Genomic DNA, 18,153 nt, shown 5'->3' on the forward strand with positions numbered 1-18,153 from the left:
ACAGACGTGCCCGTGGGCACCGGCGACGTCCCGCCGGCCCCGGGAAACCAGCGGACCCGAGGTCCGGCCAAGCGAGTACGGAGATGACACCGTGACCGACACCAGCACCCCCCGCGCCGAACAGCCCCTGGACGACGCGGAGCCGAATGCGGCGGCTCCGGTCCAGACCGCGTCGGAGAAGACCGATGCCGAAGCGGCACCGAGCAAGGCTGCGGGCGAAAGCGACCTGTTCCGGCAGAGCGAGATCGCGGCCGACTATGTGGAGGGGCTGCTCGACATCCTCGACTACGACGGTGACATCGACGAACTCGTGTCGGGTGGCCGGCCAGTGGTAGAGGTCGTTGGTGGACGCCTACAGAGCCTTGTCGGTCAGCGCGGCGCCACCCTTGAGGCACTTCAGGAACTGGCCCGGCTCGCGGTGTTCCGGCAGACGGGCACGCCGAGCCGGTTGTTGCTCGACGTGGGCGGTTACCGCGCGACAAGGCGTAAGGAGCTGGCCGCAGTCGCCCGTAATGCCGTCGAGAAGGTCAAGGAGCACGGGGATCCTGTGCGGCTGGAGCCGATGTCCGCCTTCGAGCGCAAATGCGTCCACGACGTGGTCAACGCGATCGACGGGGTGGAAAGCGAGTCCGAGGGAGTCGAGCCCAGTCGCCGGATCGTCGTCCGTCCCGCGGACTGACAGGTGACTAGAGACGACACCAGCGGCGGTGCCGCGTCCGGCCCGGGTGGTGCACCGCCCGGGCCGCCGGCTGTCCCACCTCCGTCCACCGTGGCCGTGCTGCCACCGGAACTGGCCGAAGCAGCTCGCCGACTCTTCGGCGTACGCGTCGATGTGGCGGCCGGCTACGCCGAACTGCTCGCCACCGATGGTGTGGTACGAGGCCTGATCGGTCCGCGCGAGGCGCCTCGGATCTGGGATCGTCACCTGCTGAACTGCGCGGTGGTAGCCGAGTTGATCCCATCCCGCGCCTCGGTGGTCGACGTGGGGTCGGGTGCGGGGCTGCCTGGTCTGGTGCTCGCCATCGCCCGGCCCGATTTGATGGTTACGCTCATCGAGCCGTTGGCTCGCCGTACCGCGTTCCTCGTCGAGGCGGTGGAGAAGCTCGGGCTCACCGCATCCGTGCGGGTGTTCCGCGGTAGAGCGGAGGAGGCGGTAGCGGTGTCGGACGCCGTACCCGCGGATGTGGTCACCGCCCGGGCGGTGGCGCCGTTGGACCGGCTGGCAGGCTGGTGTCTGCCGCTGACCGGGACCGGCGGCCGGCTCCTTGCGCTGAAGGGCGCGTCGGCTTCGGGGGAGATCGCCGAGCATGCGGAGGCGGTTCACCGCCTCGGTGGCGGTCGCGCTGTCCTGCGCCGCTGTGGCGAGGGCGTCGTGGATCAGCCGACGATCGTGGTCGAGATCGTTCGGGAGCGTCTCGTTGGTCAGGCGACCCGGTTGGCGTCCAGCAGGTCGCGGTCACGTCGGCGCTGAGCCGGAGTGTCGCTCTGCCGGGTAGGCACCCGGACGGCCGGTACACGCATGTCGTCGATGGTGGCGTGTCCCTCCCTGGGCGAGTCGACTTCTCTTCGACGTGCGCCCCAGGGCCGGTCGGTTACCAACCCGACATGGACCGGCCGCGCCTGTGCGCCGTAGGCTGGGCCGCGCGTCGATAGAGTGGAGCGGACGGCGATGGATCTCCCTCCGGGCCCCACTGCTCCCTCCGGGCGGTACCTCTGCGGAAAGCGCGAGTGGCCCGGTTGACGGGCGCGGGCCGACCATCCGAAGCGGGCAGGGATGACAGGTGCATGACGACGGCAGGTACGACGATCCTTCCGTGATCGGGTCAGCGGATGACCCTGTTTCACGTGAAACCGACTATCCGAACTGGCGGCCTTCCGAGGTTCAGCAGGCCCGACCGGAACCTGGCCGGAACGCGCCCGCGCCCGACGTTCCGTGGTCGGCAACCAGCGGCAGCCAGGATGACGTGGACGCAGGTGGCCGCCCAGTCAACGTGTCCCCCGATGCGCGGGTGATCCCAGCCCGCCGGAACGCCTCCGCGTCCGCGCGCTTCGAGGCGGCGCCAGTGCAAACCCCGACATCCGGCATAGTGCCGGATGCCCGGCCGGCAGCTGACTCGCCTGTACCCGCGGACGGGTCCTACACGTCAGCTGCGACCGAGTCCGCGTACGTTTCACGTGAAACCCCGACACGCGAAGAGGATGACCCACCGTTGGCAATGGAGGCGATGCGCGCCGTGCAGATCCTGAATCCCAGTGGCGAGGTGACCATGCCTCGGCCTGACCGGACCCGGGTCATGTGTGTCGCGAACCAGAAAGGCGGGGTAGGGAAGACCACGACAACGGTCAACCTTGCAGTGGCATTGGCCCTGCACGGCAACCGGGTGCTCGTTGTCGACCTCGACCCGCAGGGCAATGCTTCGACCGGGCTGAACGTGCCGCACCACACCGGTGTGCCCGACGTCTACGACTGTTTGATCAACAGTATGCCGTTGGAGGAAGTGACCCAGGCGGTAGAGGGCATTCCCAACCTCTGGTGTGTACCGGCCACCATCGACCTGGCCGGTGCCGAGATCGAGCTGGTGTCCGTGGTGGCCCGCGAGTCGCGGCTGGACCGCGCCATCACCGCCTACCCGGGGCACTTCGACTATGTGTTCATCGACTGCCCGCCTTCACTCGGCCTGCTGACCGTCAACGCGTTGGTGGCCGCGCAGGAGGTGCTCATCCCGATCCAGTGCGAGTACTACGCGCTCGAAGGGCTCAATCAGCTCATCAACAACATCAATCTGGTCCGTCAGCACCTCAACCCGCGGCTTGAGGTTTCCACGATCCTGCTCACGATGTACGACCGCCGTACTCGGCTCGCTGACGCGGTCGAGCAGGATGTCCGGAACCACTTCGGCGATAAGGTGCTGCACGCGGTCATTCCCCGTAACGTGCGGGTTTCCGAGGCACCCAGCTACGGCCAGTCGGTGGTGACCTACGATCCAGGCTCGCGGGGCGCCACGAGCTACTTCGAGGCCGCGCAGGAGATTGCCGAGCGGGGCGTCAAGGAGCCGGTGAGCCGAAATGCGTAGTGCGTACGAGGCGCTGGGAGGCGTGGTATGAAGAACCGTCCACGGGGCGGTCTGGGACGAGGCCTGGGGGCGCTCATTCCGACCGGACCAGCGCCGGAAACTGGTGCTGGTGTCGGTTCACTGAAGGCGGAAACGAGTGGTGCGTCGGCCGTCGCGGCACCGACATCGCCACCGTTACCGGCTTTGACGATCGAGCCGGAGCTGGATTTGAGCCCGGTGCCCGGTGCGCGCTTCGCGGAGATATCGGTCGACTCGATCGTGCCGAACCCGAAACAGCCTCGTCAGGTGTTCGACGAGGAGGCCCTGGAGGAGTTGAAGACCTCCATCCAGGAGGTCGGCTTCCTTCAGCCGATCGTGGTGCGGCAGCTCGACGGCGAGAAGTTCGAGCTTGTCATGGGGGAGCGCCGGTGGCGAGCAGCCCAAGCGGTCGGGCGGGACAACATCCCGGCGATCGTGCGCGACACCCGGGACGACGCGATGCTGCGGGACGCGCTGCTGGAGAACATCCACCGGGCGAATCTCAACCCGCTGGAGGAGGCAGCCGCCTACCAGCAGCTGCTGGAGGAGTTCGGGGCCACCCACGAGGAACTCGCCCGACGCATCGGTCGCAGCCGGCCCCAGATCTCGAACACCATTCGGCTGATGAACCTGCCAGCACCGGTACAGCGGCGTGTCGCCGCCGGCGTGCTGTCCGCCGGACATGCCCGCGCACTGCTGAGCCTGGACGATCCGCAGACCCAGGAACAGCTGGCGTTGCGAATCGTCGCCGAGGGCCTGTCCGTCCGTGCCACCGAGGAGATCGTCGCGCTCGCCCTCAACGACGGACCGGGCAAGAGGGAGTTGGCGAAACGTCGGCCGAAGCCACATGCACCGGCGCTCACCGACCTGGCCGATCGCCTCTCCGACCGGTTCGACACCCGGGTGAAGGTGGACATCGGTCGGAGCAAGGGAAAGATCACGATCGAGTTTGCGACGGTAGACGATCTGGAGCGGATCGTCGGCATCATCGGCGTGGAACGCGAGGAGTCGGAAGACTGATAGCCATCTGAAAGGGCCGCCTCGCCGCGCTTGGGCGAGGCGGCCCTTTCGTGTGCTTGCCGGGTGAGCCGAGAGGCCTTGTCGGGCCATCGCAAACCCCGTGGGGCTTGGACCGAACGAGGCCGGAGCCGCGCGGCCTTGTGGCGTCGGGGCGGGGGCTGGCGCGTCGGGACGACAACAACAGGCGGACAGGTGTGGCCGACACCGGAGTCGGCTCTGACGCCACCGACCGACGCCCACCTCGGGCGGTAAGCGTGTGCAGGGAGACGTACCCGCCCACGGCGATCCTGGCGCCGTTCTCCGTCCGTTGGCCACTCGTGGTTGGTGGTGCTCGTGCTCGTCGAGTCCACCCATCGCGCTCCGGCATACATCTCGCCTCGACCAGCGGACCGCTGGCGTTGGTGATCTGCACCCGATCCGGAGGCCGACATCCGATCCCCTGCCAGGGGCGTGAGGGCCGACGTAGGTGGAGAGCGGGCCGGACGGTTGAGGACCAGCAGGAGGGAGTAGCTCTGCCGGATGGGAAGGCGGCTGTAAGGACAGAATGAACGTGGCCCAGCGTTTCACGTGAAACACCCAGCTGCGGAGCAGGCGGATCGGCCCCGGTGCGGGCGGATCGTGGCGACAGGGATCGGCGGCCAGCTGCGGCGGCTACCCGGCCAGACGCTGGTGTGGAACGGGCAGACTCGGGGCGGCCTCTCCGGTCAGCTCGGCAGGGGCGACCGGCGGCCTCGCTCGACAGCCGGAGTGCCGCTGACTGGGTCTGGTGACGGCAGCGATCACAAGCCGTCTGCGTGCCGCTGACCAGTCGAGGTGGCTGCCGTTTCACGTGAAACGGCGACTACCTCGAGCGCGGGACGGCGACGTCATGCCGCCGATTCGACCGACCGGCGGACCAGACGCGGACCCTGACGTTATCCACATCGGTTGTCCACAGGTTCGCATCGTTTCACGTGAAACATGGGCCGAAACTCCTTGTCAAACTGGGAAAGCGGGACAGTGACGACGCCTCGGCTGCCTGTGGATAACTCTGGGGGGAACCATCCGACGGGCCCACCTCCTCAGTCGGGCGCGCCGGAAAGTCGAGGGCGGCTCGGGTAGGGACAGCGGTCCCGAACTTCAGTTAGGGTCAGCGTCGTGCACGACACCCCTCCCGCAGTTCCAGACTTCACCCAGTGGCCGTCCTTTCCGTTCGAGGGCGACCTCCGGGTCAAGCCGCTCGCCGACCCGGTCTCTGTCGAGCCGCCCCGCAAGGGTGAGGCTCACCGAGAATGCACCGCCTGCCTCGCGCCCGATGACGCCTACATCTGGGTCGGTGAACGATGGCGTGTGCGTGCCATGGACCGACCGACGGGCCTGCCCATGGTCCTCATTCTGGAGTCACGGTCCCACCTCGACCTCGGCGACCTACCGAACCTGCTCGCTGCCGAGCTGGGCGTGATGACGGTACGGCTCGAACGAGCCATCCGTTCACTCGACGGAGTAGCCCGCGTGCACGTGAACCGGTGGGGAGACGGGTCTGCTCACCTCCACATGTGGTTCCTCGCCCGGCCGTACGGTCGACTTCAACTCCGCGGCACCTTCCTCTCGCTCTGGGACTCGATCCTGCCGCCCATCTCGGAGGATCAGTGGCGGGAGAATCTCGCTCTGGTTGCGGCCTGGCTGGCAGAGTTCGGCGGACGGCCGCTCGCCGAGCCACCCCGCATCCAGTGGCAGACGCCGTCCAGTCTGACCGCGCAGTCGACCTCGCCCACCGATCCGGCGCCCGCAGAGGGAAGGTCACTGCTGGACGCCATCGGCGAGACGGCTGAACCACCCGACGCGCCAGGTGCCAGCATCAGCTCGGGCCCGCCGGACTCGGTGGAGCCGGCGAGGCGACCGGTGCCGGAAGAGGGTACCGGCGCTGCGGCGCAGCGTCCGCCAGAATCGGAGGCTGCCGGCACGACTCGACCTGCGCCAACGACGCCGCAGGTCTTCGAAGTCGCGGAGACCCACCCGGAGCCGGTGACTGCCGGGAACGACCCGCAGGTCGATACCGCGCAGACCAGACAGCAGCACACCACCGGGCCGGTGAGTGCCGAGCCTGAACCAAAGATCAGCGGCTCGCAGCGCGGGTGACGAGATGGCCGATCATTCGTCCGAAGTCGAGACCGGCAGCCTGTACCGCGAGCGGCAGGAGCGAGGTCTCGGTCATACCCGGTGAGACGTTGACCTCGAGCACGTGCGGCTGCCCGGTCGAGTCGACGATCACGTCGACTCGACTGAGATCACGCAGGCCGAGAGCGGAGTGGGCGGCCAGCGCGACGCGGGCCACCGATTCCGCGGCTGAGGGCTCCAGGCGGGCCGGGGTGTGCCAGGTCGTCCGGCCGGCGGTGTAGCGAGCCGCGTAGTCGTACACCCCGTTGCGGGGCACGATCTCCACCGCGGGTAGCGCCTGCGGGCCGTCGCCGAGGTCGACGACGGAGACCGCCACGTCCATGCCGGGAACGTACCGTTCGACGAGGGCCGTCGAGTCGTACGCGAAACAACCCACCATGGCGGCCGGCAGTGAAGCCGCGTCCCGCACCACGGCGGCGCCCAGGCCCGAGCCGCCCTGGGCGGGCTTCACCATGAGTGGCAGCCCCAACCGGTCGACGATGCGGTCAAGCACAGCGACCGCGCCGAGTTCACTGAACCGGTCGTGGGGCAGGGCGACCCAGTCGGGGGTGGCGATGCCAGCCTCCCGAAGTACGGCTTTCGCCGACGGCTTGTCCCAGGCGAGACGGGAGGCCCGTGCGTCACAGCCGACGTACGGTACGCCGCACAGGTCCAGCACGCCGCGCAACGACCCGTCCTCCCCGGTGGCGCCGTGCAGGGCGACCACCACGGCGTCGGGTGGATCGGCGGTGATCGCCGGCAGCAGGGCGACGTCAGCGTCGCGGAGTTCGGCCTGCATCCCGACGGCGCGCAGCGCGTCGAGTACCCGGCGCCCTGAGCGTAGCGACACGTCCCGCTCGTACGACAGACCACCGGCGAGCACGAGCACGTGGAGATCGGTGGTACCAGGGCCCGGCACGGCGGGTTCTTCGGCAGCGGTGACACCCATGCCGGGCATCATGCCAAGTCTGGCCCTGGCGCGTCCCAGCCGGTCCGGCTCCGCCGAGACGTGCCGGCCTCGCCCACCGCCCCGAACACCCGCCGCATGGCGATGTCCTGTTCCATCACGCTGGCCAACCGGCGTACGCCTTCCCTGATCCGCTCCGGCGCGGGGAACGAGAAGTTGAGTCGCATGTGGCAGTTACCGCTGCCGTCGGCGTAGAAACCGGTGCCGGGAACGTAGGCGACTCGCGCGGCGATGGCCCGGGGCATCATCGCCTTCGAGTCCAGTCCCTCGGGCAGCGTGGCCCAGACGAACAGCCCACCGCCAGGGACGGTCCAGCGGGTGTCGGCCGGCATCAGGTCCTCCAGCGCCGTGAGCATCGCGTCCCGCCGCTCCCGGTAGACCTCCCGGTAGACCTTCAGCTGCTCACGCCAGGGCATGGTGCCGAGGTACGTGCTGACGGCAGCCTGCGCGTACGCACTGGGGCAAAGGATCTGTGCCTCGCTGGCGATCACCAGTTTGTCCCGTACCGCGTGCGGCGCGAGGATCCAGCCGACCCGCAGCCCCGGGGCGAAGGTCTTGGAGAAGGTGCTGAGGTAGAAGACGCCGTCCCGCCGCCGCGCCCGCAGCGGGGCGGGCGCCTCGCCCTCGAAGCTCAGCTGGCCGTACGGGTCGTCCTCGACCACCAGCAGCCCGGCGCGTTCACAGATGTCGAGTACCTGCTCCCGCCGCTGCTCGGTGAGCGTCACACCGGTCGGGTTCTGGAAGGTGGGGATGGTGTAGAGGAACTTGACCCGACGCCCGGCCCGGGTCTGCTCCGCGATGGCGGTCTCCAGTGCGGCCGGGATCAGCCCGTCCTCGTCGATCGGTACGTGGACCACCTGCGCCTGGGCGGCCTGGAACACTCCGAGCGCACCGACATAGGTCGGCCCTTCGGCGAGCACCACGTCACCCGGGTCCAGGAAGAGGCGGGCCACCAGGTCGAGCGCCTGCTGCCCCCCCACGGTCACCACCACGTCCTCCGGGGAGGCGCCGCAGGCGGCGTCGATGCCGGAAAGGGCCATCACCTCGCAGATCCGCTCACGCAGCTCCAGGGTGCCCTGGCCGATGCCGTACTGCAGGGTGGTGCTGCCCTGCTCGGCAGCGAGCCGGCCGAGCATCTCACCGACGGCGTCCAGGGGCAGTGCGGCGATGTAGGGCGCACCGCCGGCGAGGGAGACGACCTCCGGTCGACTGGCGACCGCGAACAGAGCCCTGATCTCCGACGCGGTCATGCCCCGGACCCGGCGGGCGTACCGGTCGGTGTAGTCGTCGAGTGTCGTGCCGGTCATCACATCACCCCGATGGCTGCTCGGACGGCTCCGGTCCCGGTTACCCGGGACACCGGCGACCATGGCGGTACGGCGCGCCGGATGTCGATCCTAGCCGCCGTGCACCGCCCGGGGCGTCGTCGATTTCTCCTGCGTCCACATGCCGGGTCACGAGCCGACCGGGCCACTCGAGGCGGACCTTCACGCTTAGTCTCCCCTGGCGCCGACCGGCGGCGTACGATCGCTCCTCGGGGGCAGCAACACGGCGGTGCCGTTCTTTCGCTGTTGCGGCGGTGCCAGTCGGTTCGTCGCAGCGGCGGAACCGCCCGGGCCGGTCCCACCTCCGAGCCTAGTGTGGGGAAGCGCAAATGTCGCGACGTCTGGTCAGCCTGACCCTGGACACCCTGGAGGATCTGCCTCGTCCCTGCCGCCAGTGCGTGTACTGGGAGCTCGATCCGGTTTCCGCGGACCGAGCCTGCGCTGCCGGCGACCCTGGGCTGGAGAAGGAGGCGTGGGTCTCGCAGACTCTGCTCGAATGGGGTTCCTGCGGCAAGCTGATCTACGTCGACGGCATGCCTGCCGGGTTCGTGATGTATGCTCCGCCGGCCTACGTCCCCCGGTCGATGGCCTTCCCGACGTCTCCGGTTTCCGCCGACGCGGCACTGTTGATGACCGCGAACGTCGTACCGGCGTTCACCGGTGGTGGCCTCGGTCGGATGCTGGTGCAGGGGGTCGCGCGGGACCTGACCAAGCGCGGCATCAAGGCGATCGAAGCGTTCGGCGATGCGAAGTTCGGTGACTCCGCCGATCCGAATGGTGCGTGTGTGGCACCCGCCGACTTCTTTCTCTCGGTGGGTTTCAAGACGGTCCGACCTCACCCGCGGTATCCGCGGCTACGGCTGGAGCTTCGGACAGCGTTGAGCTGGAAGTCCGACGTCGAGTACGCGCTGGAGAAGCTGCTCGGCTCGATGAGCCCGGAGTCGCTGCTGCGGCCGGTCAGACCGGCACCCGCGACCCGCTCCACGGCCGGCTGAATCGCGCCCGGCGCCCTGACCGGCCGTCCCCGAGCGGACACCCGGGTTCACCACTGTGCGTCCGGCCGGGTTGTTCCTCCGCCTGACCGGACGAGGCTGCTCAGTCGACCACGGTACCGGCGGCGACAGCTGCCCGCAGTTCGCTGACGTCGATCGAACCGGTCGGTACGTCGCGTTCGATCGGCAGGTACATCCGCTGCACCGCGGCAACCATCGCCTCGACGAGGGTGTCCCGGAACCGGGGAGCGATCAGCCGTTCCCGGTCGGACGGCGAGGTGAGGTAGCCGACCTCGACGCGGACCGCCGGCATCCGGGTGATCCGGAGCAGATCCCACGCCTTCGCGTGGGTGCGGCAGTCCCGCAGTCCGGTGCGCGCCACGATCTCGCGCTGGACCAGCCCGGCGAGCCGTTCCCCGGTCGCCGAGGTCACGCCGTTGTCGGTGCCGTAGTGGTACGTGGCGACGCCCTCGGCCATCGGGTTGGGGTGGCCATCGGTGTGCAGCGAAACGAACACGTCGGCGCCGAGTGAGTTGGCCAGATGCGCCCGGTCGAGGTCAGGCAGACAGGTCGCCGGTGCCGGTCCTCGGGTGAGCTGTACCCGTACCCCGGCTGCGGCGAGGCGTCCCTCCAGCCGGCTGGCCAGATCGTGCATCAGGTCAGCCTCGGTCCAGCGCAGCGGGCCGTCCGCCACCACCACGCCCGGGTCGGTTCCGCCGTGGCCGGGGTCGATCACGACGGTTCGGCCTACGAGTGTCGGTCCGGACTGCCGGATGGCGTCGGACTCGCGCAGCCACTGCGGCCGTCCGCCGACCACCTTCCGGCCGAGGCGACGCAAAGAGTCCATGGTGTGCGGGCCGCAGGTGCCGTCCGGCACGAGCCCCACCTCGCGTTGGAACTGCGCTACCGCCCGGGACGTGCGGATGCCGTAGATGGCGTCGGCCCGACCGGTGTCGTACCCCATCTCCATCAGCCGTTCCTGGAGCGACCGGACATCCTCGCCGGTGAGTGGCACCGGCACCGCGTGGTAGAGAGTGCGGGCTCCCAGCCGCCAGCGGGCGGCGTCGAGGGCCCGCCAGGTTTCCGCACCGACGCGGCCGTCGACGCTGAGACCGCGCGACTGCTGGAATGCGCGGACCGCCCGTTCGGTCGCCGGGTCGAACTCGTCGCTGTGCGGACCGGTTGCCTTCGACAGCAGGTCGAGGCTGGTCAACACCGCTCGGATCTCGGTCACTGCGGGTCCCCGGTCACCGGGACGGATCGGACGCACGCACGACCCCCTCTGCACGGTCGGTGGCTGCCGGGCCCCGCCGACGGGTGCCGTTGGCGGGGACCAGGTGCTCACCGGCGTCCGGCGGCCCCGGTTCGAGGTTATGCGCTCGGCGATCCGCTGGGGTGGCGGGCGGCAAAAAAGCACGTCGGCCCCGTACCGGTGGGTCCGGTCACGGGGCCGACAGCGACGTCGTCGCTGGGAGAGTCAGAGCGCCGATTCGATCAGCTTCACCAGTTCGCCCTTGGGCTTGGCACCGGCGATCGACTGCACCGGCTCGCCGTTCTTGAAGACGGTGAGGGTCGGCACCGACATCACCCGGTACGTCCGGGCGGTCTCCGGATTCTCGTCGATGTTGAGCTTGACGATGCTCACCTGGTCGCCCATCTCACCGGCGATCTCCTCCAGCAGCGGCGACACCTTACGGCACGGTCCGCACCATTCAGCCCAGAAATCCACCAGGACCGGCTTGTCGGACTTCAGCACATCCACCGCGAAGCTCGCGTCGGTGACCGATTTGGTTGCTCCCACTGTTGACCCTCCTCCTCCGTTGTGTCTGGTTCAGCTCCTGGGCAGCGTGGCGATGAAACGTTCCGCGTCCAGGGCGGCCGCGCAGCCGGTCCCGGCCGCGGTGATCGCCTGCCGGTACGTGTGGTCGACCAGGTCACCGGCGGCGAAGACACCGGGGACGCTGGTCCGGGTGCTGGGGGCCTGCACCTTCACGTACCCCTCGTCGTCCATCTCCACCTGACCACGGAACAGCTCGCTGCGTGGGTCGTGGCCGATCGCCACGAACACGCCGGTGACGTCGAGCACCTTGGCCTCGCCGGTGTGGACGTTGCGTACCCGTACGCCGACGACCTTGCCGTCGGCACCGAGTACCTCCTCCACCACGGTGTTCCACTCGACCTTGATCTTTTCGTTGCCCAGTGCCCGTTCCGCCATGATCTTGCTGGCCCGGAACGAGTCACGGCGGTGCAGGATCGTCACCGAGTCGGCGAAGCGGGTCAGGAAGCTCGCCTCCTCCATCGCCGAGTCGCCACCACCGACGACGACGATGTGCTGGTTGCGGAAGAAGAAGCCGTCACAGGTGGCGCACGATGAGACACCGTGACCGAGATACTCCTGCTCACCGGGCACGCCGAGCGGTCGCCACGCGGAGCCCGTCGCGAGGATCACGGCCCGGGCCCGATACACGGTTTCACCTACCCAGACGGTGCTCACCGCGCCGGGGTGGCCGGTGTCGGCCAGCTCGACCCGGGTGACGTCGTCGGTCAGGAACTCGGCACCGAACCGCTCGGCCTGCTTACGCATGTTGTCCATCAGCTCGGGGCCGAGGATGCCGTCGGCGAAACCGGGAAAGTTCTCCACCTCGGTGGTGGTCATCAGCGCACCGCCGGACTGCACACCCTCGATCACCAGCGGCGTGAGGTTGGCACGCGCCGCGTAGACCGCCGCGGTGTAGCCGGCCGGCCCGGAGCCGATGATGACCAGGTTGCGGACCTCGTCCACTGCCGTCTCCCAATCGTGTTGACTGTCGTCACCGGCGCACGGGCCGATGCCGATCCGAGTGCCGACGCGGCGGCAACTGATGTACAGAACGCCATCGTACGAAGCGGGAATTCCCGAGCCGGTCACGCGGTGGGTCAGGTCACGTGGACGGTCAAATGTCCAAGGACCGCAGGATCACCCTACCCGCGTACGGTAACGGGCGTCCGAGCCGGACCCGGGCACACCGCACTCCGGGCCGCTCACCCATGCCCAGCTCGTGCCGGAGGCATCGGTGAACTGGACGACCAGCGCCGGTTGCCCCTGGAAGCGGGCGTACTCGACGATATCGAAGATCAGTGGTCCTGCGCTGTGCTCCGCGCCGATCTCCGCCAGGCAGGCGCTGAGCGCCGCCTGCCCGCCCAGCCGGGTCAGGTCACCCGGGCCAGCCAGACGCTCCTGGCTCTCCGCTCCGGGTCCCGGGTCAGTACCGCTGGAGAACTCCTTGATGCTCGGTGTCGTCCGGGCCAGCACCTCCGGCGTGTAGTCGACGTCGCTACGTTGCGGCGGGCCGACGACCTGGTACGGTGCGCCGGACGCTGCGGAGGAATGCTCGGATGCGGAGAGAGTCCCGGGCTGCTCGGCGGAGTCCTCGGGATACGCGTGCCGGGCCGTGGGACTGACGGCCCGGTCGTCCAGTGCGGTGTCGGTGGCGGCGTCTTCCCCCCGACCCGGCTGCAACAGCTGGAGTACGCCCAACCCGACCACGGCGGCGGTGGCGAGGGCAACCGGTCCGGAGAGGCGGGCCCAGCGGCGACGTCGGTGGCCCGGACGCGACGATGAAGTCCGATCCTGCCCCGGACGCAACGATCCCGGGGGACGACGCGACCCGCCCGGCTGGGCCGGCACAGGCGCCACCTTGCCGCCGTTCGGTGCCGATCCGTGTACGTCGCCGGTTTGATGGCGGGTCTGCCCGGTGGCCGCTGCCGCGTGTTCCGTTGCGGGTACGACGACCGGATCCGCAGCGGCGAGGGCAGCACTGATCCGGTCGGTGATCTCGGACGGAAGCGGCAGCGTCGGCTCACCCCATCCGGCGAGCTCGGCCCGGACGCTGTCGACGGCCGGAGCCAGGAGAGCGTGGGCCCGGGCCCACGCCGGGTCCTGCGCCACCCGGCGGGCGACCTCGGCGTGCTCGGCAGTGCCGTCCAGCGCGCCGCCGAGGTAGTCGGCGAGCAGGTCATCGTCGACCTCGCTGAACTCCCCGGTGCTCACGCTTCCTCCTGATGGTTGGCGGCCGGTCGGGACCGTCCCGACCTCGATCGGACGCCCGATGGTTCCTTCGGGTTCCCGCGGGTGACCTCCGGCACGTCCGAGGGCGGGTCGGCGGCCTCCGGCCCGTCGCCCGATCGCAGGTGGCCGAGTGTGACCGCGAGCCGGGCACGGGCACGGGCGCAGCGACTCTTGACCGTTCCTTCAGCGACTCCGAGGATCCGCGCGACCTCGGCGACCGGGTAGCCCTGCACGTCGACGAGGACGAGAGCGGCCCGCTGCTCCAGCGGCAACGCGGCAAGGGCGTCCCGGACGACCATCGCGGTGTCGTGGTCGTGTACCGGCGCGGCCGGTTCCACGCCGCCGGTGGCCGGACCGTCCTCGGGACCGCGCATCCCGTCGGGCAACGGCACAGTCGGGTGGGCCCGCCGTCGACGGATCCGGTCGAGGCAGGCGTTCACCACGATCCGGTGCAACCAGGTGGTGACCGCCGAGTCGCCTCGGAACCGGCTGGCCGCCCGATGGGCGGACAGCAGCGCGTCCTGCAGGGCGTCGGCGGCTTCCTCACGGTCGCCGAGGGTACGCAGGGCGACCGCCCAGAGCCGGTCCCGGTGCCGGCGGAACAGTTCGCCGAAGGCGTCCCGGTCACCGGCGACGTGGGAGTGCAGCAGATCGAGGTCGCTGACCCCGGCGTCCACCGGAGCGGCACCCGTGTGGTTGCGGCCGGCGTCGCGTACCTCCATCACCCGCCCCGGTGGCTGCCGCCGTGCCGACGTCTCATGACCCCTGGACCGTGATCTCCTGGACCCCGACCTTGAAGCCGCCGCCGTTCGGAGGCAGCTCAGTGATCCAGAACAGCAGGTAGCGGTACTTCTGGTCGGCGTCGAAGCCGTCGAAGGTCATCGTGGAGCCGTCATGCTCCTCGAAGGGCTGCCCGATCTTGTTTTTCAGGTAAGCCGTGAGGACCTGGTCGTCACCCGAACTGGACGACGGGGCGTCGATCGTGCCGGTGAGCAGTTCCGCGGAGGCACCCCGGCCGGAGAGGTTGACCTGTACCGACTTGACGGTCCGCTCGGCGCCGAGGTCGATCCAGACGCCCATGCCCCGCTTCAGGTTGCCGAAGTTGCTCCGGTTGTAAGTCTCAGTGGACCAGCCGTCGTCCTGATCGCCGTCGAAGACCTTCTCGGCGTCGCGCACCTCGGTGCGGTCGCTGCTGTCCGGATCGATGATCCGAGCAGCGCTGATCTCGAGGTTCCGGACAGCGGGCGCTGCTGGCTCCTCGCTCACCGGTGCGCTGGAGGTCGGCGCCGCGACCGGGTTGGTCTGTGGGTCCCCGTCGTCGCCGCCGAGGGTACTGATCCCGATCAGGAGCCCGATCAGGGCCACCGCCAGCAACCCGGCGATGCCCAGGGCGACCTTGCGACCGCCGGCCGCGGCCAACGGTGACGGCTCTTCACCGGTCTCACCCGAGAACCGTAGCGGGCCGCTGTTGTCGAGATAGTCGTCGTCGGGAACGTCGAGCCGGGCCAACTCTGCCGTCAGCACGTCCGATGGCGGCGGGGCGATCTCGGCGTCGAGCAGGTCCATGGTCAGGTCGTCCAGGTACGCCGGCACACCGGCCCGGACCTGACGGGGAGCCGCGACGGCCCCGTTGGCGTCGCGGACCGCGTCGGGGATGGCTGCCCGTCCGTGTCCGGCGGTGGCACCACGCAGCGGTGCCTCGGCGTGTGGCCAGTAGCCGGTCATCGCGAAGTAGAGGATGCCGCCGACGGCGCGGACGTCGCTCTCCTGGCTGTCGTCACCGTCGGTGCGGGCGTCCGCGAGTACCACCCGGCCGTCATCGCTGATCATCACCGTGCCGGGGTGCACGTTCCCGTGCACCATGCCGGTGGCGTGCACGGCGGCCAGGGCGCTGGCTACGGAGTTGCCGACGGCGGTCGCGCGGGCGGCGTCCAACACCCCACCCGCCACCAGGTCCCGCAGGGACTGACCGTCGACCCACTCGCGTACCACGTAGGCTCGCACGGCCTCGTCGATGGCGTCGTACACGCCGACGAGGTTGGGGTGGACGACCCGGCTGGCGGCGACCGCGGCCTGAAGCATCTCGGTGGCGGACTCGCCCCCGGGGTAGCGCATGACGACCGCGACGGGGCGGCGCAGCACGACATCGACCCCACGCCAGACCAGACGGCCCGCGCTGTCGTTGTTGATGTGCTCTACGAGTTCGTAACGTTCGGCGAGGATCTCACCGGCCGTCGGAGCACCGAAGGTCATGATTGGCGGAGTGGTCTCGTCCGCGTCCTGACCCTCGCCGACCTGGGTCACCCGTCCTCCTTCGGTGATCGTGTCGATCGATGGACCCGCGCTGCTGGGCATCTGCTTCCCGCTCCGCCTTCATCTGGTACCGGCCGACCGGACGCAGCACGGTCCCACGTGCCGGTGCCTGCCGTACCCGTCGAGTGCGACCTTACCCGGGATGGCCCGGTCCCCGACATGTCATCTTCCCGCCGTCCGGTGACGGCGAGGTCAGCGGAGAGCGGACTCGTCCCGTTACCACCGATGTCGACCACGTTGCTGGAACATGTACCAGCCAATCTAGAGGCTGATCACGAGCGGCTCCGGCCGGGGCGGGACCGTTCGAATCAGCGGGTTCGGTAGCTCCGGATTCCCCGTCGATCGTCCGGGCATGCTCGGCCGTACGGTTGGTTATCCACAGGCTGTTCCGTCAACTGAGCGGCGGCGCGCGGAGTTATCCACAGCCGCGTCCCCAGCCTGGTGATCGGCGGTCACGCTCGGTGCAGGTCGGACCGGCCCGGTTCAGCGGCCGAGCCGGCGGCGGACCATGCCGACCACCTCGGTGATCTCGGATATCCGCAGCACCGTCGCCAGGCCGAGGTAGGTACCACCGATGGCCGCGCCACCGACCAGCAGCTGCACCATCGCCTCCCACCACGTCGGCGTGTCGCCGCCGGGTAGGAGGATGATCACCAGCAGGCCCACCAACGCGGCGCCCACGGCGGCGACGCCCACCCGGCCGAGGGTACGCAGGATCTCTCCCAGCCCGATCCGACCCACCCTGGGGCGCAGCAGCCAGGCCGAGGCCGTGGCGGCGGCCAGGTAGGAGACGGTATTGCCGATCATCATCCCGGCACCCGTGAAGCTCGGAGCGAACAGCAGGAAGAGCGCGATCTGCACCCCGACCCGCAGCGCCACCACCGGAATGTTGATCAGCGCCGGCAGCCGGGTGTCGGGCAGCGCGTAGAAGGCGAAGGTGAAAAGTTGACTGATCGCGAACGGGACCAACCCGATCGCGGCGACCAGCAGCACCGTCGAGGTGGCGACCGCGTTGTCCGCGGAGAAGGCCCCGTAGCGGAAGACCACCACCGAGATCGGGGTGGCCAGGACCGCGTAGCAGACGGCGATCGGAGCGAGTACGGCGCTTACCGTTCGCGTACCCCGGCTCAGGTCACTTGTGAAGTCGAGGAAGCGGCCGTCGGCCGCAGCGGAACTCATCCGGGGCATCAGCGCGGTGATGATCGAGACCGCGATGATGCCGTGCGCCATCATCAGCAGCAGGAAGACGTTGTTGTAGATCAGCAGGCCGGCGTTCTCCTCGCCCGCCGCCCGGGTGAGCAGGTTGACCACCACGAAGAGGCCGAGCTGGTTGACCGCCACGTAGCAGAACATCCAACCGCCGAGCCGGGCCAGCTCGCGTAGCCCGAGTTCCCGGAAGTCGAACCGCAGTTTCCAGCGGAAACCGACCTTGCGCAGCGCCGGCAGCAGTCCGGCTGCCTGTACCGCGACACCGAGCAGCGTCCCGCCACCGATCAGCAGGACCTGGTCCAGCTCAACATCGGCGGGCTGCCGGGCCTGGGCACCGAACACGACGATGTACGTGCCGAACGTGGCGATAGCGACCAAATTGTTCAGGATGGGTGCCCACATCGGTGCCGCGAAATGGCCCCGGGTGTTCAGGATGGCGGCGATCAACGCGCTGATGCCGGTGAAGAAGAGCATCGGCAGCATCAGGTACGACAGCCGGGTGACCAGGCCCGTGTATTCGGGGTCTTTGCCGCTGGCGTAGAGGCTGGTGAGTACCGAGGCTCCGCTCACCGCGATCAGCACGGTCACGGCCAGTGCGATCACCGCCAGGGTCAACAACCGCTGCGCGTACGCCTGGCCACGGTCCGGGTCCTGCTTGCTCCGGCGGATCAGCACCGGGATGAGCACGCTGGTCAGGATGCCACCGAGCAGGAATTCGTACACCTGCTGTGGCAGGAACATGGCGGTGGTGAAGACGTTGCCGATCAGGTTGCCGAGGGCGGCACCGATCATGAGGTTGCGGAGGAAACCCGTACCGCGACTGACCAGACTGCCGATGGCCATGATCGCGCTGTTGGCGGCGACGCTGCTCTCGGCCACCTGTTCCTGAGGCGGCGCGACCGCCTCGGCTGCGGGCTGGTTGAGCGGTTCGGCGGAGATGAATGTGGCTCCGTCACCGGGCCAGCCGCCGGGCGCACCGCCCTGCTGGGCGTTCGCGCTGCGGTAGAGCCCGCCGCTCATCTGCTCCTCCAAGGGGTACGCCGGAGCCGGC

Annotated in this window: 15 protein-coding genes; 6 read left to right on the forward strand and 9 right to left on the reverse strand. The window is 69.2% G+C overall.

The window, feature by feature from the left end:
• Window positions 1–91: 91 nt before the first annotated feature.
• The 5 genes from HCA58_RS06540 to HCA58_RS23385 all read left to right on the forward strand — a co-directional run bounded on the left by HCA58_RS06540 (window position 92) and on the right by HCA58_RS23385 (window position 6,230).
• Window positions 92–679: a R3H domain-containing nucleic acid-binding protein gene (locus tag HCA58_RS06540; protein WP_169596844.1), complete on the forward strand. Its 588-nt coding sequence runs from the start codon at window positions 92–94 to the stop codon at window positions 677–679.
• Between the two features lie 90 nt (window positions 680–769).
• On the forward strand, window positions 770–1,471 hold the full coding sequence (rsmG, locus tag HCA58_RS06545; protein WP_346775897.1) for a 16S rRNA (guanine(527)-N(7))-methyltransferase RsmG: 702 nt from the start codon (window positions 770–772) through the stop codon (window positions 1,469–1,471).
• A 310-nt stretch (window positions 1,472–1,781) separates the two neighbouring features.
• Window positions 1,782–3,074 carry an AAA family ATPase gene (locus HCA58_RS23820; RefSeq protein ID WP_346775886.1) on the forward strand — a complete coding sequence of 431 codons (1,293 nt, stop codon included), beginning with the start codon at window positions 1,782–1,784 and terminating at the stop codon, window positions 3,072–3,074.
• A gap of 27 nt (window positions 3,075–3,101) precedes the next feature.
• Window positions 3,102–4,112 carry a ParB/RepB/Spo0J family partition protein gene (locus HCA58_RS06555; protein ID WP_169596846.1) on the forward strand — a complete coding sequence of 337 codons (1,011 nt, stop codon included), beginning with the start codon at window positions 3,102–3,104 and terminating at the stop codon, window positions 4,110–4,112.
• A 1,137-nt stretch (window positions 4,113–5,249) separates the two neighbouring features.
• Entirely contained in the window at window positions 5,250–6,230 is a 981-nt protein-coding gene (locus tag HCA58_RS23385; protein ID WP_346775887.1) for a hypothetical protein, read from the forward strand.
• Here HCA58_RS23385 and HCA58_RS06565 read toward each other — a convergent pair.
• Together HCA58_RS06565 and HCA58_RS06570 are read right to left on the reverse strand one after the other, a co-directional pair.
• Window positions 6,208–7,197 (reverse strand): D-alanine--D-alanine ligase, encoded by a 990-nt coding sequence (locus HCA58_RS06565; RefSeq protein ID WP_169596847.1) that lies wholly within the window; start codon window positions 7,195–7,197, stop codon window positions 6,208–6,210. The two genes, HCA58_RS23385 and HCA58_RS06565, sit on opposite strands and share 23 nt — an antisense overlap.
• 8 nt (window positions 7,198–7,205) lie before the next feature.
• Window positions 7,206–8,522 (reverse strand): PLP-dependent aminotransferase family protein, encoded by a 1,317-nt coding sequence (locus tag HCA58_RS06570; protein WP_169596848.1) that lies wholly within the window; start codon window positions 8,520–8,522, stop codon window positions 7,206–7,208.
• 347 nt (window positions 8,523–8,869) lie between these two features.
• On the opposite strand from HCA58_RS06570, the gene HCA58_RS06575 reads away from it, so the two are divergent.
• On the forward strand, window positions 8,870–9,535 hold the full coding sequence (locus HCA58_RS06575; RefSeq protein WP_169596849.1) for a GNAT family N-acetyltransferase: 666 nt from the start codon (window positions 8,870–8,872) through the stop codon (window positions 9,533–9,535).
• Between the two features lie 100 nt (window positions 9,536–9,635).
• On the opposite strand, the gene HCA58_RS06580 is transcribed toward HCA58_RS06575, so the two are convergent.
• From HCA58_RS06580 to murJ, 7 genes are all read right to left on the reverse strand, one after another.
• Window positions 9,636–10,802: an N-acetylmuramoyl-L-alanine amidase gene (locus HCA58_RS06580; RefSeq protein WP_169596850.1), complete on the reverse strand. Its 1,167-nt coding sequence runs from the start codon at window positions 10,800–10,802 to the stop codon at window positions 9,636–9,638.
• Window positions 10,803–11,009: 207 nt separating this feature from the next.
• Window positions 11,010–11,333, reverse strand: coding sequence for a thioredoxin (gene trxA / locus HCA58_RS06585; RefSeq protein WP_169596851.1), 324 nt, complete (start codon window positions 11,331–11,333; stop codon window positions 11,010–11,012).
• Window positions 11,334–11,363: 30 nt separating this feature from the next.
• Window positions 11,364–12,314: a thioredoxin-disulfide reductase gene (gene trxB, locus HCA58_RS06590; protein ID WP_169596852.1), complete on the reverse strand. Its 951-nt coding sequence runs from the start codon at window positions 12,312–12,314 to the stop codon at window positions 11,364–11,366.
• A 174-nt stretch (window positions 12,315–12,488) separates the two neighbouring features.
• Window positions 12,489–13,562 (reverse strand): hypothetical protein, encoded by a 1,074-nt coding sequence (locus HCA58_RS06595; protein WP_169596853.1) that lies wholly within the window; start codon window positions 13,560–13,562, stop codon window positions 12,489–12,491.
• Complete coding sequence (gene sigM / locus HCA58_RS06600) at window positions 13,559–14,302, reverse strand: RNA polymerase sigma factor SigM (RefSeq protein WP_169596854.1); 744 nt, start codon at window positions 14,300–14,302, stop codon at window positions 13,559–13,561. The genes HCA58_RS06595 and sigM overlap by 4 nt, the downstream gene beginning before the upstream one ends.
• 34 nt (window positions 14,303–14,336) lie before the next feature.
• A complete protein-coding gene (locus HCA58_RS06605) occupies window positions 14,337–15,935 on the reverse strand; it encodes a protein kinase family protein (RefSeq protein WP_169596855.1) in 1,599 nt (532 codons plus the stop codon).
• A gap of 441 nt (window positions 15,936–16,376) precedes the next feature.
• Window positions 16,377–18,122, reverse strand: a complete 1,746-nt coding sequence (gene murJ / locus HCA58_RS06610; protein ID WP_169596856.1) for a murein biosynthesis integral membrane protein MurJ — start codon at window positions 18,120–18,122, stop codon at window positions 16,377–16,379.
• Window positions 18,123–18,153 lie beyond the last annotated feature (31 nt).

It is taken from the genome of Micromonospora sp. HNM0581, from assembly GCF_012726175.1.
GTDB lineage: Bacteria > Actinomycetota > Actinomycetes > Mycobacteriales > Micromonosporaceae > Micromonospora.